At 39.9% G+C, this 17,677-nt stretch carries 18 protein-coding genes; 5 read left to right on the forward strand and 13 right to left on the reverse strand.

What is annotated here, in order from left to right:
• Positions 1–26: 26 nt before the first annotated feature.
• Positions 27–686, reverse strand: coding sequence for an NAD(P)H-dependent oxidoreductase (locus MSC25_RS02310; RefSeq protein ID WP_248442383.1), 660 nt, complete (start codon positions 684–686; stop codon positions 27–29).
• A gap of 162 nt (positions 687–848) precedes the next feature.
• Entirely contained in the window at positions 849–1,649 is an 801-nt protein-coding gene (locus tag MSC25_RS02315; RefSeq protein ID WP_248442385.1) for a hypothetical protein, read from the reverse strand.
• A gap of 429 nt (positions 1,650–2,078) precedes the next feature.
• On the opposite strand from MSC25_RS02315, the gene MSC25_RS02320 reads away from it, so the two are divergent.
• Positions 2,079–3,278: an Nramp family divalent metal transporter gene (locus MSC25_RS02320; RefSeq protein ID WP_024032231.1), complete on the forward strand. Its 1,200-nt coding sequence runs from the start codon at positions 2,079–2,081 to the stop codon at positions 3,276–3,278.
• A gap of 13 nt (positions 3,279–3,291) precedes the next feature.
• On the opposite strand, the gene MSC25_RS02325 is transcribed toward MSC25_RS02320, so the two are convergent.
• The 4 genes from MSC25_RS02325 to MSC25_RS02340 form a co-directional block, all read right to left on the reverse strand.
• Entirely contained in the window at positions 3,292–4,197 is a 906-nt protein-coding gene (locus MSC25_RS02325; RefSeq protein ID WP_248442387.1) for a cation diffusion facilitator family transporter, read from the reverse strand.
• Positions 4,198–4,273: 76 nt separating this feature from the next.
• On the reverse strand, positions 4,274–4,729 hold the full coding sequence (locus MSC25_RS02330) for a hypothetical protein (RefSeq protein WP_248442389.1): 456 nt from the start codon (positions 4,727–4,729) through the stop codon (positions 4,274–4,276).
• Between the two features lie 17 nt (positions 4,730–4,746).
• On the reverse strand, positions 4,747–4,983 hold the full coding sequence (locus tag MSC25_RS02335; RefSeq protein WP_029772273.1) for a hypothetical protein: 237 nt from the start codon (positions 4,981–4,983) through the stop codon (positions 4,747–4,749).
• Between the two features lie 71 nt (positions 4,984–5,054).
• A complete protein-coding gene (locus tag MSC25_RS02340; protein WP_248442390.1) occupies positions 5,055–6,068 on the reverse strand; it encodes a DUF5924 family protein in 1,014 nt (337 codons plus the stop codon).
• Positions 6,069–6,624: 556 nt separating this feature from the next.
• Here MSC25_RS02340 and MSC25_RS02345 point away from each other — a divergent pair.
• On the forward strand, positions 6,625–7,599 hold the full coding sequence (locus MSC25_RS02345) for a DUF1852 domain-containing protein (RefSeq protein WP_248442391.1): 975 nt from the start codon (positions 6,625–6,627) through the stop codon (positions 7,597–7,599).
• A gap of 29 nt (positions 7,600–7,628) precedes the next feature.
• Positions 7,629–8,660, forward strand: a complete 1,032-nt coding sequence (locus MSC25_RS02350; RefSeq protein WP_096041772.1) for a methionine synthase — start codon at positions 7,629–7,631, stop codon at positions 8,658–8,660.
• Positions 8,661–8,773: 113 nt separating this feature from the next.
• Here MSC25_RS02350 and MSC25_RS02355 read toward each other — a convergent pair whose 3' ends face one another.
• Both MSC25_RS02355 and MSC25_RS02360 read right to left on the reverse strand, forming a co-directional pair.
• Positions 8,774–9,577: a Stf0 family sulfotransferase gene (locus tag MSC25_RS02355; RefSeq protein ID WP_248442392.1), complete on the reverse strand. Its 804-nt coding sequence runs from the start codon at positions 9,575–9,577 to the stop codon at positions 8,774–8,776.
• 490 nt (positions 9,578–10,067) lie between these two features.
• Complete coding sequence (locus MSC25_RS02360) at positions 10,068–11,042, reverse strand: transposase (RefSeq protein ID WP_248442394.1); 975 nt, start codon at positions 11,040–11,042, stop codon at positions 10,068–10,070.
• A gap of 90 nt (positions 11,043–11,132) precedes the next feature.
• Between MSC25_RS02360 and MSC25_RS02365 the strand changes: the two genes are divergently transcribed.
• Both MSC25_RS02365 and MSC25_RS02370 read left to right on the forward strand, forming a co-directional pair.
• Positions 11,133–11,765, forward strand: a complete 633-nt coding sequence (locus tag MSC25_RS02365; RefSeq protein WP_248442397.1) for a hypothetical protein — start codon at positions 11,133–11,135, stop codon at positions 11,763–11,765.
• A gap of 697 nt (positions 11,766–12,462) precedes the next feature.
• Positions 12,463–12,663 carry a phage integrase N-terminal SAM-like domain-containing protein gene (locus MSC25_RS02370; RefSeq protein WP_248442633.1) on the forward strand — a complete coding sequence of 67 codons (201 nt, stop codon included), beginning with the start codon at positions 12,463–12,465 and terminating at the stop codon, positions 12,661–12,663.
• A gap of 100 nt (positions 12,664–12,763) precedes the next feature.
• Here the strand turns inward: MSC25_RS02370 and MSC25_RS02375 are convergent, their stop codons facing one another.
• From MSC25_RS02375 to MSC25_RS02395, 5 genes are read right to left on the reverse strand one after another with little or no spacing between them, the layout of a single operon-like run.
• Positions 12,764–13,534: an SDR family oxidoreductase gene (locus MSC25_RS02375; protein ID WP_248442399.1), complete on the reverse strand. Its 771-nt coding sequence runs from the start codon at positions 13,532–13,534 to the stop codon at positions 12,764–12,766.
• 9 nt (positions 13,535–13,543) lie between these two features.
• Positions 13,544–14,443, reverse strand: a complete 900-nt coding sequence (gene mmsB / locus MSC25_RS02380) for a 3-hydroxyisobutyrate dehydrogenase (protein ID WP_248442401.1) — start codon at positions 14,441–14,443, stop codon at positions 13,544–13,546.
• Entirely contained in the window at positions 14,440–15,603 is a 1,164-nt protein-coding gene (locus tag MSC25_RS02385) for an enoyl-CoA hydratase/isomerase family protein (RefSeq protein WP_248442403.1), read from the reverse strand. The genes mmsB and MSC25_RS02385 overlap by 4 nt, the downstream gene beginning before the upstream one ends.
• On the reverse strand, positions 15,603–16,388 hold the full coding sequence (locus tag MSC25_RS02390; protein WP_248442405.1) for an enoyl-CoA hydratase: 786 nt from the start codon (positions 16,386–16,388) through the stop codon (positions 15,603–15,605). Before MSC25_RS02390 ends, MSC25_RS02385 begins: the two co-directional genes overlap by 1 nt.
• Before the next feature lie 10 nt (positions 16,389–16,398).
• The gene (locus tag MSC25_RS02395; RefSeq protein WP_248442407.1) at positions 16,399–17,556 is read right to left on the reverse strand and encodes an acyl-CoA dehydrogenase family protein; all 1,158 of its coding nucleotides are present in this window, start codon (positions 17,554–17,556) and stop codon (positions 16,399–16,401) included.
• Positions 17,557–17,677 lie beyond the last annotated feature (121 nt).

Consider the following 17,677-nt stretch of genomic DNA (forward strand, 5'->3'; position numbering starts at 1 on the left):
TATAAAAGCGCACCTTAATACATTTTTTAAGGTGCATTTCGCTGAGATGGCGCTGTTTTAAAACTTTTTAACATAGCGTGGGGATCTACGTTTTTACTATGTTGGCTGCTCGCCTGTGCCCACCACATCAGTTGGCTAAAAGTACGCGAATAATAATTAAACCACGATTTTTCGTCTTCACCCTCTTGCATTGAACCATCGCTATTTAGCACCTCTTGAGCCTTTGGTACATGAACCATTGCAGAGACTGGCAAACACCCAAGTTCAGATAAAAAGGTACGTAAACTAATTGCCGCACGTAATCCTCCCCATTGCCCTGCCGAATAGGTGACAATAGCGCTTGGCTTGTACGAGAACAACGAGCTGCCAAAATGGTTTAGCAAATCAGCTAATGCCGGGCTCATACTATGATTGTACTCTGGGCTTACGATTATATAGCCATCGGCTTGGGTAATTTTATCTGCTAAGGCTGTTAAATGTGCTGGAGCTTGGCTTTTTGCATAGGCAAAATGAGGTTTAAATACATCCTCTGAAGGAAAGTCGAGCGCGTCTATAAGTTCAAACTCGTGCTCGCTGTAGCGCTCGTTTAAACAATTGAGGCATGACTCAGCCACTCGCTCTCCTAATCGTGCTGGCTTAGGGGGTGTGCTATCTCTAACGGTGCCTAAAAAAACTAAAAATTTCATAAAAGCCTCTTTAATTGAGTGTTGTACCCACTATACCTTAAACCTAAAACATATTAAAAATGCGAGGCTTTTATTTGTTTGCACAATTTTTAGCACTCTAAACAAAAATTAATAAGGGTGGCACCCATCACTTACGCTTTAACGCTAACGCCAAGCCTACCCTCAATTAAATTGATAACTAACACCAAACCCTGCCCAAAATAAGGAGCGTAAATGTTCATCACCGCTATAGTGTACAGCATCTTTGTTTATTGCAACGCTGTAACTGGCATAGCCAGATAGCATGACATTATTTAATAGTTGATAAGATAAATTAGCAGCAAGTTTTACGTTATTAAGGCCATTGTGGCCATCGCTTACATAACCACTATTAAAACCCGCCGCAGTTTGCAGCTCCAATCGCATTAAATCACTAAATGCATACTCTTTTGTAATTCCCACCTCTATAAAAGAGCCGCTTAGCGATAACGAGTGGTAGATACTCGCTATTGCATGTATATCCCAATCATATGCATAGCTTATATCGAGGCTAAGCTCATTATCATGGGAATTTACTCCTTCCTCGCGTGCTTTTATATGGTTGTAACCTGCATACAAAGTTAGGTGCTCTGCAAGCTCAGTTGAATAAATAGCATTTAAATTTAGCTCATCGTAGTCATTATCAGTGCCTGTTGCTAACCAAGGGATAAACGTAAAGTCATTGTAATTTATTTCGCCCGCAATAGAGGCTAAAGCGCTACCGGGCAAGTTATCGCGCCCTTCTGTCACATAATGGCTTTCCCATAAAGGATGAATATGAATATTAAATTTTTTATTTGCGTGATCAGGGTGTGCAACGCTTTTTATATTCCCGCCTACACCTACCTCAAGCTCTTGTAGCGACTCATTCGCAGCGCTTTTACTCGTACCTAAAGCCAGCGACATAATGCAGATTATGTGAGAGATTTTTAAATTAGTTTTCATTAAAAGGTCCAAAACCAAAAAGTTGCGCATAATAGTGCTATATAACGAAGCTCAGCAATAAAAAGATGCCTTTTTAAACAATTTATTTAAAAAATTGCCCACATCATTAAAAAACTAAGTAACTTGCTCATTTTACAATCTATAAGGTAGGATAAAAATGAGAAACCAACAACGCACATGGCTGATTTATAAATATAACTCGCGCATATTGTGCATTTAACAAGCAGGTAATCGTTTGGCTCTTTAAATCTATATATAAGTTGGTATCCTACGCGGCTTTTTGGTAGTCATATTAAAATAATTACCCAGAGTGTAAGGTTAATTAGCCAAGGTGGGGCTCTCGCTGCATGGCACGTAAAGTGGCAGCGATCTAGGTTCAACGTAATAAAACGTTGTTCTAAATTTAAAAGCAAATATTAAGGTAACAGTATGCGATTTGGCCCAGGATTACTTGTAACAGCCGCATTTATTGGCCCCGGAACAATCACAACGGCAAGTGTTGCCGGTGCAAACTTTGGGTTTGCATTAATTTGGACATTACTATTTTCGGTTATTGCCACTATTTTGTTGCAGTCTATGGCTGCTCGATTAGGAGTAGCAACAGGGCAAGATTTAGCACAAGCGTTACGTGCACACATTAAAACCCCTTATCTTAAAGCGCTTGCTAGTTTTTTAGTAATAAGTGCAATTGGTGTGGGTAGCGCTGCATATGAAGCAGGAAACCTCAGTGGTGCAAGTATGGGGCTAGTTGGTATTTTCCCAGGGGTAAGTGCACAAATATGGACGCCGTTAATTGCTGTATGTAGCGCTATTCTTTTATACAGTGGTAAGCACAAAGTGGTAGAAAATGCATTAATACTGCTAGTGATCCTTATGAGCCTGGTATTTATATCTACCCTAATTATGGCTGCGCCACCAATGGCTAAAGTCCTCGCTGGGTTTATACCTACAATGCCAAGTGGCTCAATTACAACGGTATTGGCCCTCATTGGCACAACCATTGTACCGTATAACTTATTTTTGCACTCTGGTGTTTTAGCAGCGCAAGATCATTCTAAAAGTGATAAAGACACTGTTATTAAACAAACTAACTTAGATACAGGTTTATCAATTACGCTCGGTGGGGTGATCACCCTTGCCATTTTATCAACCGCGTCTGTTGCCTTTTATGGCACCGATGCCGGTAAAATTAGTGCAGCAAATATGGCCGTGCAACTTGAGCCTTTACTTGGCGAAGCAGCGCATTACTTTTTTGCTATTGGCTTATTTGCCGCAGGATTAACAAGCGCAATAACAGCCCCATTAGCAGGCGCGTATGCGGTATGTGGCATGCTTGGTTGGTCAAGCGAAATGAGTAACACCCGTTTTAAAACAGTCGCCATTACTATTTTAGCTTTCGGTGCATTTGTGGCCTCACTGGGGCTTGACCCTGTTGCGGTAATTATATTTGCACAAGCTGCGAATGGATTACTACTGCCCATAATTACCGCGTATTTGGTGTGGTTAGTGAATCAAAAATCAGTCATGGGAAAATACACCAACTCAACACTTTTAAATGTAGTTATATTACCCGTGCTACTACTCATTTTTTCGTTAAGTTGTTACAAGCTATCAGGGTTAATTTTTTAAAACCAATTAACGTTTAACCATGGGCATGCCCATGGTTAAACATACAACCTGTGCTGCCTTGGCTGCTTTCAACTTGAATGGTGGCATGTTCAATGTCAAAGTGGTCATGTAAATGGTGCTGTAGTTCAATTAAAAAGTCGTTATTTAATGCGTTGTTGTCAGTTACTAAGTGAACAATAAGCGCAGACTCTGTGGTACTTAGTGGCCACACATGTAACCCATGCACACCTGTTACATGCTCAATGCTTAAAAAATACTGCTTTAGTTTTTCTATACTAATATTTTTGGGTACGGCGTCTGTGGCGTAATTGAGCGAGTCTTTAAATAATCCCCATGTGCCAATAAACACAATCACGACAATACTCAAACTTACAACAGGGTCTACCCACTGCCAGTTTTTAAATAAAATAACAATGCCGGCAATTACCACACCTAAAGACACCGCAGCATCGGCCGCCATATGTAAAAAAGCACCTCGAATATTTAAATCGTGCTTTTGACCTTGCACAAACAACAACGCAGTTAATGTGTTAATTACTACACCAATAAGCGAAACCACTATAACCGTCATGCCTGTAACCGGCTGAGGGTTTTCAAAACGTTCTATGGCATGCCAGGCTATGCTAGCAAGGGCAGCCATAAGTAAAACAGAGCTCATTAATGACGCTAACACCGTTGATTTTTTATAGCCAAAGGTGCGCTTGTCGGTAGCGGCTTTACTTGCCAAAACATTTGCCCCCCACGCAAGTAATAAACTAACCACGTCGCTTAGGTTATGCCCTGCGTCGGCTAAAAGCGCGAGGGAGTTGGCAAAAAAACCGTACCCTGCTTCTATCACGACAAATATAAGATTGAGTAAAACGCCTATAGCAAACGCGCGATTATAGTGACTAATATGATGGCTGTGATCGTGACTCATGTTGCTCCTTACATAGTAAATAACTTGATTAACCTGAGCTGTGAAAAATCTATTTTTAGCGCTCGCTGTGTTTAATTTATACAGTTAATGAGGTATGTGTTCGGAAAAGTTTAAGCGTACCTAATAAATAAAACAGCCCATAAATACTGCATACAATTGAGCTTACAATCCAAAATACAATGGAGTTGTGATGAATTAACTGACTGGTTGTTACAAAAGGAGCTATTAACCCTGCTATCCCCCTTAGTAAATAAACACCTGTTATTAATACCAAAGCCGTTTTTAAAAAAGGCAGCTTTAAAATAACACCTGCGCCAGAGAGCGCATACATGCCCCATATAGCAAGTATGGCTGATATAATTAAAGTAACAAAGGTAGGATACGTACTTCCCTGCTCAGCCAACTGCGCCATGTGCTCACCAGCACCAAAAAAGCGATACCAATCAGGGCCGCCAAAAATACAGGCAATATGTAAAAGTGACGCTATAAAACTTAAAACCCCCGCTATAACCAATAGCTTATTAAACTTCATATACTTATAAACCTAAGTTATTGGCTTATGTAAGCAACAAAACCAATTAACGCTGCGTAAAAGCTAAAGCCAAGTAAACATATTAGGTAAACGTTTTTAGCTTTATTTGCCTTAAAGCTCACATAATCTTTAATGTCAGCTTTAAACTTACCAAAGGTGAAAACGTTTAAAATTGCACAGCCGGTAGAGTACAAAATAAACCCTAAAATGGTTTCTATCATTAGCCACATAACAATATCTAAAGCAATGCTCATAACACTCATCCATTAAGTAATGTAAAAACAGCGTATCAAATCTATAGTTGATTATCAGCGTATTTATAGCGTTAAGGTGTAACAATAAATTTCGTAAGCCCTATTAATTGCCCAGACTCAGTTACCACTTTTACTTGCCACTTACCTTTAGCATCATGCGGAAAATTTACTTTATGAGTCCATGCTCTGTAGCCTTGTTTTCGCCCGCCATTAATATTGAGCGTAATTCTGTCGACCTCTTTTTTATTGTGTATCCATACATGAAATATTTTTTCGTTTAGGCCTCTTGGCGCTTTTACTGCGGTCCATGTGTATAACCCTTCATGATGAAGTGTATATAAATCAAGAGTATCAATGCTACCTAGTGGTTTTTTATGCTCAACATCTACTTTGTGTGCCAAGGTAATATCGGTTAAACGCAGGGCTGCTGGCGGAACAAAGCTGCGAAGCTGCCAAACCCCGGCGCTTATTACGCATAAAATTAAAACTAAAATAGGAAAACGCCACCAGCGCGCATCAGGCATTAAGTTTGTTAAGCTAGGTAAAGTAATAAGTACTGAGGTTACAAGCGCAATTGCTAAGCTTTGGCTCGTAGTTAGGTTTAATAAAATAGGTAACGTAACAAGCAAAACCACAAATAATGCAAAGTTATGAAATACTGTAAACAGCGTGCGGTTTTTAGCTAACTTTTTATAGTAAAATGGATCTATTACCGATATGAAGGCACATATAATTATCAGCGATGTAAAGAGTGCTTGTGGGTGATCCCACTGAGTAACCGCTAAAAAAAACGGTAACGCAAAAAATAGGCTTTCTTGTTGCACCATTTGCAGTGCAAAGCGCATTACATTAGGAGATACGGCTACCCCAAAGCGCTCTTGTACTTTATCGCGTAGCCAGTTGTCGATGATCAACCAAAACCAGCTCACCAGTAAAACAATGGCAATAACCTGCGAGAGCGACTCTTTTCTATCAACCATTACATAGCTTGCAACACCTGAGCAAAACGCCAATACAGCCAATAGCCCTGGGCGCTTTTGCATTGCCACTATAAATTGAGTAATGAGATTTTTTAGTTTGTTCATTTATTTTAGTGTCCGTACATAATATACTTTATTATTATCAAGTTAGTTAAGTCAGTGTAACTAAGCTTAGATGAACAACACATAGATGCCTGCAGGTATTATTGTTAGTTGTTGCATTAAAAACCACTCCCTTTTAACCGCTATTTTAATAAATAAGTGCCTATAACTCGCCGTAAAATTACAGTAATTTTTAAAACTGTAACTTTAAGCGTTAATTAAAATAAGGGTTACAGCCGTGCCTGAATTTTATTTATGCGCAACGTGAAATTATCACAACAAACACATCTAGACGTCTAAACACCTATAAATTATACGCTGCACTATTTTTTTACATGCCTAAACACAGGTATATGTTCTCTCAGTAACACATTTAATTTATATAAATGAATCAAACTCATGTTTTATGTGAAATTAAACCGTTTTTATTAAAGCACCAATCAACGTATAAATTATCCATCGGCCAGCGCTTATAAGCATTAAGCCTGTTTATTACAAAACCACCCTTTGAGCACGCTAAAGGCTCAGGTTTTAAATATACAATATGGATAGAGTCACCATGAGTAAAAACATTACATTTAATATTAAAAGTCAGCGCCTTGATGAAAACTACCAACCCGCTGAAAACACCCGTATTACCACTAATTTTGCAAACTTAGCACGAGGCGAACACCGCCAACAAAACTTAAGAAAAGCGCTAAATATGATCAACAACCGCTTTAACACCCTTGCTAATTGGGATAACCCAACCGCTGAGCGCTACAGTGTAGAGCTTGAGATTATTTCTGTAGATATTGGTTTAGATGAAAACAGCCAAAGCTTTCCTTCTATAGAAATATTAAAAACGAATATTATTGATACCAAAACAAACAAGCGCATAGAAGGTATTGTTGGTAATAACTTTTCATCGTACGTTCGCGACTACGACTTTAGCGTGTTACTTCAGCAACATAATAAAAATAAACCACAATTTAGTATTCCCGATAATTTTGGTGAGCTGCATGGTAAATTATTTCAATCGTTTGTACGCTCAAACACCTATAAGCAACACTTTAAAAAGCCACCGGTAATATGCCTCAGTGTGTCAGATAACAAAACCTATCATCGCACTGCCAACGAGCACCCTATTTTAGGTATTGAATACCAACCAAACGAATCTTCGTTAACAGAGCAATACTTTAAAAAAATGGGCCTACAGGTGCGTTACTTTATGCCTGCAAATAGTGCCGCACCTTTTGCCTTGTTTTTCTTTGGTGACTTACTAAACGATTACACCAACCTTGAGCTAATAAGCACCATTAGCACAATGGAAACCTTTCAAAAAATTTATCGCCCAGAAATTTATAACGCCAATGCCAAAGCGGGTAACGCCTTTAAGCCTAATTTAAAAAATGCCGACCACTCACTCACGCAAATTATTTACGACAGAGATGAGCGCAGTAAATTAGTCGCAGAACAAGGCAAGTTTGCTGAAGAGCATTTTATAAAACCGTATAAATCAGTGCTTGAGCAATTTACAACAGCAAACGTTTAACCTTATTTTAATAGAGGGTCACTCTTATTATGAAAACATTATTACCTACATCTACAGCAGGCAGTTTACCAAAGCCCTTATGGCTTGCAGAGCCAGAAACCCTTTGGTCGCCGTGGAAGCTTCAAAACAACGAACTCATTGAAGGCAAAAAAGACGCACTGCGCATTGCACTTCACTCACAACAACTCGCTGGTATTGACATAGTGAGCGATGGCGAGCAAACACGCCAACATTTTGTAACTACATTTATAGAGCATCTAAACGGTGTTGATTTTGAAAAACGAAAAACGGTAAAAATACGCGACCGTTACGATGCAAGTGTACCAAGCGTAGTGGGCCCTGTTAGCCGCCAAAAACCTGTGTTTGTAGAAGACGCTAAGTTTTTGCGCTCGCAAACTAACCAACCTATAAAGTGGGCACTACCCGGCCCAATGACCATGATAGATACACTTTATGACGACCACTACAAAAGCCGCGAAAAACTAGCCTGGGAATTTGCCAAAATACTCAACCAAGAGGCCAAAGAACTAGAAGCCGCAGGCGTAGATATTATCCAATTTGATGAGCCCGCGTTTAATGTATTTTTTGATGAAGTAAACGATTGGGGCATTGCCTGTTTAGAGCGCGCAATTGAAGGGTTAAAATGCGAAACTGCTGTGCATATTTGTTATGGCTACGGCATTAAAGCCAACACCGATTGGAAAAAAACACTTGGCAATGAATGGCGCCAGTACGAAGAAGCTTTTCCTAAATTACAGCAATCAAATATTGATATTATCTCACTTGAGTGTCACAACTCACACGTACCTATGGACTTACTTGAACTGATCAGAGGTAAAAAAGTAATGGTAGGCGCTATTGATGTTGCCACCAATGAAATAGAAACACCCGAAGAAGTAGCCGCTACTTTACGCAAAGCCCTACAGTTTGTAGATGCCGACAAACTCTACCCCTGCACAAACTGCGGCATGGCCCCGCTTTCGCGCGAAGTTGCGAACGCTAAGCTTAATGCATTGAGTAAAGGCGCGGAAATAGTAAGAAAAGAGCTATTAGAGAAGTAAAGGTTTATCTAAAAGTGACTATCATTAAATTGGCCCACTAGTATATTTTTACTAATGGGCCATTAAATATAAAAAGCACGAGGAAAAAATCGCTTAACCTATAAATATACAAATTAAGACAACACTTTCTTAACCTTTTTCTTAATCTTTTTTATAAGTTCAGGTTTTTGTTCAGGAATTAATTTGCTTGATAAGTTAAACTCTGAGCAAAAACGTTCTTCCCAGTCTTTGTTTAGCTTATTACTTTGTTTACTCGTAACTTGTTCAGTAGGTATATCTTCAACATTTACTGAAACACCCATAAATTTAGCTATATCAGAAATAGTCTTATCCAAATTATTTTTGACGTTATCAAAATTCATTTCCATATAATTACAGTCACTCGCCGCGAGAGAATATCGCCAAGACGAGTTATTTTTAATAATACTTTTAAGACTTTTATCAATACTCGAGTAATCATATTCAGGGTTTTCGTTTACAGGCTCTTGCCCCGCAATCCATACCCCAGTTTGGCTTGCTATTGATAAAGACACAGCTTGATTAAGCACATTTTCTCTTGATAACAAAACATAATAAGCATCAGGAAAATAATTAACTAATTGTTCAAATCCACCAAATTCTTCAATGTGCTGATAATGTAACTTTATTCCAAATACCCCATTGGGTGATGTTCTGCGTTTTTGTATCTCATCTAAAACCTCATAAAAATCATCGGTTTTAAATTTTTCTTTCCATTTTTTTAAATTAGCAGGATTGGCATATTCTAGGGGAAAACCGAACGCATGCGTATTATGTAAAGCATGACCAAGCATATGACTACCACAACGTTCAGTTGATGCGATAATAAGCACTTTTGTAGGTTTAGAAACTCGTGGGTAATCATGCTCTTCTAAAAACTGTTCCTCATATAAGTGCATAAACAGATCCTTGTTGTTTAGTGAAAATAATAATAAATCATTAAAAATACTACACCTATAGAATAGGCTTGTAAATATTGTATATTTTCATTAAGCAACATATATAGTGCAATAGATTGATAATAAAGGGATTAAAAAGTTCAAATATTGTACACACGCATTATTCTTCAGAATAATCTACATTGTATAATTTTGTTAAAAAAACGATAAATCCTATCGTATTGAAAATATATTAGATCCGTATTTTAAATAAACAGAGAATTTTAAATAACAATCCAATTTTCTAAAAACCTCTAGAGCCTTATTAGTTAAGGGTACAAATAGCAAAATCGATAACTATTTTGTACTGACTAAAAAAAAGCGAGCTAATAAACCATGAGTCACTTGTATTTCATCCATTAAAGAAGTCATTAGCATTCCCAAACCTGAATTACACGCATGAAAATAACTGCAAGATTGCAGTTTTAATTTTTACTGAGTAATTTTTAATTTATGCGAGTAGCTTTTCGCAATTGCTAATATTTGAACGCCGTTTGCGCTTTAAATTTTCACAGTAACTTGCTTGTGAAGTGGGCCTCCCTACTGCACCATGAAATACGCGCGTAAATTGTGTGGTAAGTTTTAACCAGTTTTCAGGCGATATATTAAGCCTTTCTAACAAAGGAATGGTCATATTATTTATATGCCCAAGCTTATCCTCTCGCATTATTCGCCCTGTTAGCTCAACGAGTTCAAGGTACGATTTAAGCTCAAACGGCAGTCCTTTAGGCATAATCTGACGTGGCATACCTGCAAAACGTAGTAACTGCTTAGGTTGTTTACCTTCTGCCGCGCATGTTAAGCGATTTTGTACACTGGTATGGTCTGATTCTTCTGGTTTGTTAGCCATTTTAGCTCTAATGGGATTTAAATCGACATAGGCCATACAGGCTGCAAGTGCTGCTTCATCAAGAAGTGCTTGAGATTTGAATCTACCTTCCCAGAAACGCCCTGTGCAGTTATCTTCTTTATTTGCTCTGCGAGCAATGTTTTCATTTAACAACCGCATAAACCAGCTGATACTTGATAGGCGCTCTCGGTATTGCTTTACTGTTTGATTAAAAAAGATAAGTTCAACTTTACTTAGCTTTTCACCCTGTATGTATTTTTGTGTTAACAATGTGCCTTTACAGAGTTTATGCCAGCGAATAATAATCGCTTTATCATTTAGCCTATTCGCTTTTTTATCATCTACATACAGTACTAAGTGCGTGTGATTACTCATAACGGCATAAGCACACACGTCGATACAAAATACCTTAGCTAATTCAAGCAACTTATCCTCAACCCACCCTCGTCGATGCTCGTAAGATTGACCAGTAAAACGGTCTTCCCCACATAAACAAGCACGACGAACACACCGTGAAATACAATGGTAGTATTTTGTATCAACCAAACTTACTTGTCGCTTTCTTGCAATTGCCATAAGACACCCAGCTCGTTTTTTACACTGATTAAAACGTAGTCTTCGATTTTAAAAAGAGCAAAATTTAAGATGGGTGTCTAATTTATTTTTATGTATTTTTTTGATAAAGAGCGAAAAACCTCGGCGGATGGAATTGAACTCAATTTTGCAGTGCATGTCGTTGGCCCTTATGCATTAACAGTTCACTTGATGCCTTTGTTAAAAGAAACAAAGGATGCAAAAGTGATCACTATGTCTTCTACAGAACATAATGGTCATCCTGTTGATTTAAAGGATTTACAACTTACACAGAAGTTTTCAGAAAAAGGGAATATGGAGGCGTATTCTCGCAGTAAATGGGCAGGATTAGCGATGATGTATGAATTGGATCGTCAATTTAAGAAAACCAATTATTCACTTCATAGCTTGGCTGCGCATCCAGGAGTTTCAATCACTGGAATTCAGCACAAAGGTAACCCAACGGCTATTCAAAAAATAGCGATTTGGTTATTTGGAAAAATAGTAGCAGGTAAACCAGAAGATGCTACTCAACCATTAGTCATGGCAGCTTTGCAGGGAAAAAGTGGACAGTTTTACGGTCCAACTGGATTTAAGCAATTAAAAGGCAAAGCTGGATTGGTTGGTGCTGATATAAAAACAAAGAACACAGTCTATGGTAAAGAAATTCTCCGTCAAGTGTGTGAATTAACAGAGCTTAATATTCTAGATGTATTAAGCCCTTAATTAAATATGACTGACTTAACAATGCAATACATAACGCCGCAAACAAAGGCGAGCGTTAGCGAGTCCAGCACTGAAAGTGCGTTTTTGATTTGCTTTGTTATAAGTTTCTCGGTTTATGTTCATATTGCTTACGTTCGCTTTCTGAGATTACATGTTTTTTCATTGCTAATTCACATGAACCAAGTTCTTTGAAATTGTGTCTACCTTCTCGGAGAGTTATCCCGTGATTTGGACCAGACCCTAAATCGATCTCATCTACATCGTGGCCGTCATCTTCCCAAAAGCAGATAGGGCATATTAGATAATTGCCACGCTCTGCTAGAGAAATATAGTCACAACACGGGCATTGCTCGCGCGGAGTAGGATCTTCAGGTTCATACCACTCCGGCTTCTTGTTTTTAAAAATGCTAACGATTTTTTCGAACATGACTTACTTATAACAATTTTGTCTACGACATTTGTCGTTTTATAAACCGACAAATGTCCATATATTACAGTCCATTTATCTTAAACATCAAATAAAAACCTGTAAACAATTAGTTAACTGGAAAATATTTTTAATCAATGCACAAATACACCGAAATGGTGGAGATCAGTAATATTAGACAAAACAACAAGCTCTGTCTATATATACAGTTAATTTTTACTAGAGATTCATATCATGAAATCATCTTTTTTAACTAAGATAGCCGAACAAATGTATCTAAAGCGTTTTGCTAAAAGTACCATTAAAGCGTATTTATACTGGATAGCTTCGTTTATTCGATTTAACTCTATGAGGCACCCAACAACAATGGGAAATAATGAGGCCGAACTTATTTTGAATCACTTAGTCAACCAAAAAAAGTGGCTCCTAACACTCAAACCAAGCCTTAAATGCGTTGAGCTTATTATTTAAAGAGGTGATTCAAAAGCCACTCTTATTAGGCATTTTTTAAAACAAAAAAGCACAGCCCACAAGCGCCATGCTTTTTAAATCAATTTTAACCCAGTTCGGTTTACAAACGAATACCGCCGTCTATTTCAACCACGCGACCGGTGAAAAAGTCGTTTTCGATTATGTACTGTGCAGTATGGGCAATTTCGTCGCTTTCGCCTAAACGCCCTACGGGTGTTACTGCAAGCATACGTTGTTTGGCTTCGGGTTTCATGGCGTCGGTCATAGCGGTACTTATTACACCTGGTGCAATAGCGCCTACGCGTATACCAAAACGGCCAAGCTCTTTAGCCCACGTGGTTGTAAGTGCCACTACGCCTGCTTTTGATGCCGCGTAGTTTGTTTGCCCTATGTTACCTGCTCGCGCTACGCTCGACATATTGACTATAACGCCGCCTTTGCCTGATTCAATAATATGGCTTGCAGCTTCACGCCCTGCTAAAAATACGCCAGTGAGATTTACATCAATTACTGATTGAAATTGCTCAAGGGACATTTTTTTAACCACTTTGCCGTCTTTAGCTTTTATAAACATGCCGTCGCGTAAAATACCGGCATTGTTTATAAGCACGCCAATGTGGCCAAAATCGCTTTTAATGGTATTAAATACGTTTTCTACTTCGCTCTCAACAGTTACGTTTGCGGCGTAGCCTTTAATAGTGCCAGATACACCTTCCAGCTGTGTTAGTTTCTCGCACGCTGTGTTTAATAACTCTTGCGCCATATCTATAAGTGCGATGTTAGCGCCCATAAGGGCAAATTTTTGCGCCATTGCAAAGCCTAAGCCTTGTGCGCCACCGGTTATTACTACCGTGTTATTTTTAATTTCCACGCCTTGCTCCTACTTAGAAAACAGTTTAAAAATGGCGCTAAAATCATCACTGCCAGCACCTTGGTGCTGTAGCATAGTGTATAAATTTTTAGCCATTGAACCCATTGGGGTTGCAGAATTACTTTGCTGCGCGGCTTCCATGGCAAGCCCTAAATCTTTAGCCATTAAATCGACCATAAAGCCAGGTTTGTAATCGTTACTTGCAGGGGCTGCATCCATTACACCTGGGCATGGGTTGTAAAGTTCAAGGGTCCAGTTACGGCCAGAGCTTGCAGTCATAATGTCGCTGAGTACTTTTGCATCTAGCCCATTATTAATACCCATTTGCAGGGCTTCGCTCGTACCTGCCATTAAAATACTGAGAAGCATGTTGTTGCATATTTTTGCAACTTGTCCTGCGCCAATATCGCCTGCATGAAATATGTTTTTACCCATATCATTAAGCACAGGTTGTGCGGTATTAAACGCGGCTTTACTACCACCAACAATAAACGTAAGCGTGCCTGCGGTTGCTCCAGCAACACCGCCCGATACCGGTGCATCTACAAAGCTAATACCCTGCTCGCCAAGTGCGCTGCCAACCACACGGGCCGACTCTGCATCTATTGTTGAGCAATCTATCACTAAGGTGTTTTTGCTAAGTACCTTAATTAAGCCGCTATCATCGTTATTGCCTAAATAAAGTGATTTAACATGTTTGCCCGCAGGTAACATACTAATAAGTATATCGGCATTGGTTGCACATGCATTTGCATTTTCAGCTGCGTGTGCGCCTTTACTTGCAAGTTCATTTAAGACCGACTGGTTTAAATCAAATGCTGTAACATTATGGCCGGCTTTAATTAAGTTAGCCGCCATAGGGCCGCCCATATTACCTAAGCCGATAAAACCAATATTGAGTTTAGTCATCGTCTTTCCTTTATGTGTGTTGGGGTGTCTAAGCCATTGAGTGGGTGATTTTCGCCAAAACGGTTAGCAAAAAAGCTCTCTATTATGGCTTGTGGTACATCATTCAGTGTTTTGTATTGCCAATTAGGCGCGCCGTCTTTATCTATTAATAGTGCTCTTACGCCTTCTTGAAATTCACCTACTTCGCCAGCGCGTACCGACATGCCCAGCTCCATTTTAAAACACGCTAGTAAGCTTTTGCCTTTACTGGCTTTTAGCTGCTCACTTACTAGCGCGCAACTTAGTGGGCAACCATGCTTAAGTGATTTTTGGGCGCGTTGCAGCCATTTATCGTCCGTAGCTAGGCCTAAAATATAATCAACTTGTTCTTGTAGCGTATTAAATTCAGCTAATTTTTGAATGGTTGCTAAGTTAGCTTTAATATTGCCTTTGGGCATACGCGCAGATTGGTTATCTAAATCGGTTAATAATTTAGTCAAACGCTCATGATTTACACTTGCGGTTTTGCCCCACTTAGCCGCTAAAATTTGTGCTAGCATGGCATCATATTTAGTGCTGTCGATAAAGTGATCGGCAAGCGATACAAAGCGTGCATCTTCACAATTAATAGAGGCCGATGTTAACCCTAAAAATAGCCCCACACCTTGTGGCATTTTATGTAAAAAGTAACTACCGCCTACATCTGGGTATAAGCCTATGGTTTGCTCTGGCATGGCAATGCGCGATGTTTCGGTTACTACGCGGTGGCTAGCACCGGCCATTAGGCCTAAACCACCGCCCATAACAATGCCATTACCCCATACTAAAAGTGGTTTTTCGTAGCAATGAATAAGGTAGTCAAGCTGGTACTCTAGGGTAAAAAAGTCTTCCACTAAGCTTGTGGGTTTTCCTTGCGCCATTGCATGATGAAGACTCACTACATCGCCACCGGCGCAAAATGCTTTATCCCCTGCGCCTTTTAACAATACCATTGCGATTGCATCATCGCTTTGCCAAGCGCGCAGCTGCGGCTCGAGTAATTTGATCATATCAAAATTAAGGGCGTTTAATGCTTTAGGTACGTTGAGTGTAATAAGCCCAATTAAGCTGCCGTTTGCTGCACTTGCCGTTTCAAATAGCACGGGGTCGTCGGCATTATTTAATAATGTTAAATTACTCATTAGCCATTTACCCAATTAGCGCGGCGTTTTTCTAAAAAGGCATTAACGCCCTCTTGTTGATCTTGTGTATCAAACAGCCCTACAAACAATTCACGCTCAAGTGGTAATACACTTGCCATAGGTTGATGTCGCCCTTTTTGAATTAGTGTTTTACATGCAGCTACCGAGCTTGGGCTTTGTTCGCTTACTTGGTTGGCAAGTTTTAACGCCGCTGCAAAGCTTTCCCCTTGTGGGACTACTTCCTCTACTAAGCCAATTTGCAGGGCTTTATCGGCTTTTAAGCGCTCGCCACATAAAATCATGCGTTTTGCCCAGCCTTCACCTACAAGCCATGCTAAATTTTGCGTGCCACCCGCGCACGGTAACAAACCCACTTTTGCCTCTGGCAGTGCCATTTGTGCTTGCTCTTCTGCTATGCGAATATCACACGCAAGCGCAACTTCTAGCCCGCCGCCCATGGCATAACCGTTAATGGCCGCAACCGACACCCCTGTAAAATTAGTCAGTGCTTCAAAGGCTTCACCAAATACACGCGACATATCAGCGGCAACGCCTTTATCGCCACTAGCAAATACATTTAAATCGGCACCGGCGCTAAAAAACTTCTCGCCTTCGCCAGTAAGCACTAAGGCATAAATGTTTTTGTTGCTATTAAGCTCGTTAACTTTGTTTTTTAAGTCAATTAAGGTGTCTTTTGTCCAGGTATTAGCTGGTGGGTTAGACATAGTTAAAATAGCAACATGGCCTTCGGTAGTCAGTTCAATACTCGGGTTAGATTGTGACATAACTTGCTCCTTATAAAACGTCGCTTGCAGATTCAGCTAAAATACGGCGCGCTATAATTACACGCATAATTTCGTTAGTGCCTTCTAAAATTTGATGAACGCGTACATCACGTACATGGCGCTCAAGCGGGTATTCTTTTATGTAACCGTAACCACCATGTACTTGCAGTGCCTCGTTACACACAGTAAAGCCAACGTCGGTGGCAAAGCGTTTAGCCATGGCGCAATAGGTGGTTTTTTCACTATCGCCGGTATCAACTTTAAATGCCGCCAGCCTTACCATTTGGCGTGCAGCTACAAGCTCAGTGTTCATATCTGCAATTTTAAACTGCAAAGCCTGAAACGCAGCTAAGGGCTTACCAAATTGAGTGCGGTCTTTTAAGTACTCTTTTGCCGTGTTTAGCGCAGCTTGTGCAGTACCAATTGAGCATGTGGCAATATTAATACGCCCGCCATCTAGGCCTTGCATGGCAAATTTAAAGCCTTCGCCCTCTTTACCTAATAAGTTATGCGCCGGAATACGCACATCTTCAAAACTAATTAAGCGTGTTGGTTGTGCGTTCCAACCCATTTTTTCTTCTGCTTTACCGTATTCAACGCCTTGTGCGTCGGCAGGGACTACAAATGCCGAAATACCCGCAGCACCTTCGCCACCGGTACGCGCCATAACCACTAAAACTTCAGTTTCACCCGCACCCGATATAAACATTTTTGAGCCGTTAATAACGTACTCATCACCTTCAAGCACAGCTTTTGTTTTTAGTGATGCTGCATCTGAGCCCGCCCCTGGCTCTGTTAAACAATAAGAGGCAAGTAGCTCGCCCATTACTAGTTGCTCTACGTATGCATCTTTAACTGCATCTGTACCAAAACTTGCTACCATCCACGTGGCCATATTATGAATAGTTAGCATGGCCGTTGTAGCTGTACAGCCCATCGCAAGCTGCTCAAATATAATGCTTGAATCTAAGCGTGATAAACCAAGGCCGCCGGCTTCCTCTGGCGTATATAAACCGCAAAAGCCAAGCTCGCCTGCCGCTTTAATCGTATCTTTAGGAAAAATATGCTCGCGATCCCACTTTGCTGCATGTGGAGCAAGTTCTGATTCTGCAAATTGACGTGCAGTTTCTGCAAAGGCTTGTTGATCTTCTGATAAGTTAAAGTCCATGGTAGACCTCTTTAATTGTGTTGTTAGTGTGTCCCATTAGGGTAAATGAGTGAAGAGCGGCAAAGACTGATGTGTGTGTTCTAGTTGCTTGTCAGCGAGTTTAGCCTTTGCGCCCTTCTTT

This window comes from Pseudoalteromonas sp. 1CM17D (assembly GCF_023161805.1).
GTDB classification, from domain to species: Bacteria; Pseudomonadota; Gammaproteobacteria; order Enterobacterales; family Alteromonadaceae; genus Pseudoalteromonas; species Pseudoalteromonas atlantica.

Bases quoted from the DNA above. Each gene is read 5' to 3' on its own strand.
- MSC25_RS02310 (WP_248442383.1), bottom strand. From the start codon at position 686: ATGAAATTTTTAGTTTTTTTAGGCACCGTTAGAGATAGCACACCCCCT.
- MSC25_RS02315 (WP_248442385.1), bottom strand. From the start codon at position 1,649: ATGAAAACTAATTTAAAAATCTCTCACATAATCTGCATTATGTCGCTG.
- MSC25_RS02320 (WP_024032231.1), top strand. From the start codon at position 2,079: ATGCGATTTGGCCCAGGATTACTTGTAACAGCCGCATTTATTGGCCCC.
- MSC25_RS02325 (WP_248442387.1), bottom strand. From the start codon at position 4,197: ATGAGTCACGATCACAGCCATCATATTAGTCACTATAATCGCGCGTTT.
- MSC25_RS02330 (WP_248442389.1), bottom strand. From the start codon at position 4,729: ATGAAGTTTAATAAGCTATTGGTTATAGCGGGGGTTTTAAGTTTTATA.
- MSC25_RS02335 (WP_029772273.1), bottom strand. From the start codon at position 4,983: ATGAGCATTGCTTTAGATATTGTTATGTGGCTAATGATAGAAACCATT.
- MSC25_RS02340 (WP_248442390.1), bottom strand. From the start codon at position 6,068: ATGAACAAACTAAAAAATCTCATTACTCAATTTATAGTGGCAATGCAA.
- MSC25_RS02345 (WP_248442391.1), top strand. From the start codon at position 6,625: ATGAGTAAAAACATTACATTTAATATTAAAAGTCAGCGCCTTGATGAA.
- MSC25_RS02350 (WP_096041772.1), top strand. From the start codon at position 7,629: ATGAAAACATTATTACCTACATCTACAGCAGGCAGTTTACCAAAGCCC.
- MSC25_RS02355 (WP_248442392.1), bottom strand. From the start codon at position 9,577: ATGCACTTATATGAGGAACAGTTTTTAGAAGAGCATGATTACCCACGA.
- MSC25_RS02360 (WP_248442394.1), bottom strand. From the start codon at position 11,042: ATGGCAATTGCAAGAAAGCGACAAGTAAGTTTGGTTGATACAAAATAC.
- MSC25_RS02365 (WP_248442397.1), top strand. From the start codon at position 11,133: ATGTATTTTTTTGATAAAGAGCGAAAAACCTCGGCGGATGGAATTGAA.
- MSC25_RS02370 (WP_248442633.1), top strand. From the start codon at position 12,463: ATGTATCTAAAGCGTTTTGCTAAAAGTACCATTAAAGCGTATTTATAC.
- mmsB (WP_248442401.1), bottom strand. From the start codon at position 14,443: ATGACTAAACTCAATATTGGTTTTATCGGCTTAGGTAATATGGGCGGC.
- MSC25_RS02385 (WP_248442403.1), bottom strand. From the start codon at position 15,603: ATGAGTAATTTAACATTATTAAATAATGCCGACGACCCCGTGCTATTT.
- MSC25_RS02390 (WP_248442405.1), bottom strand. From the start codon at position 16,388: ATGTCACAATCTAACCCGAGTATTGAACTGACTACCGAAGGCCATGTT.
- MSC25_RS02395 (WP_248442407.1), bottom strand. From the start codon at position 17,556: ATGGACTTTAACTTATCAGAAGATCAACAAGCCTTTGCAGAAACTGCA.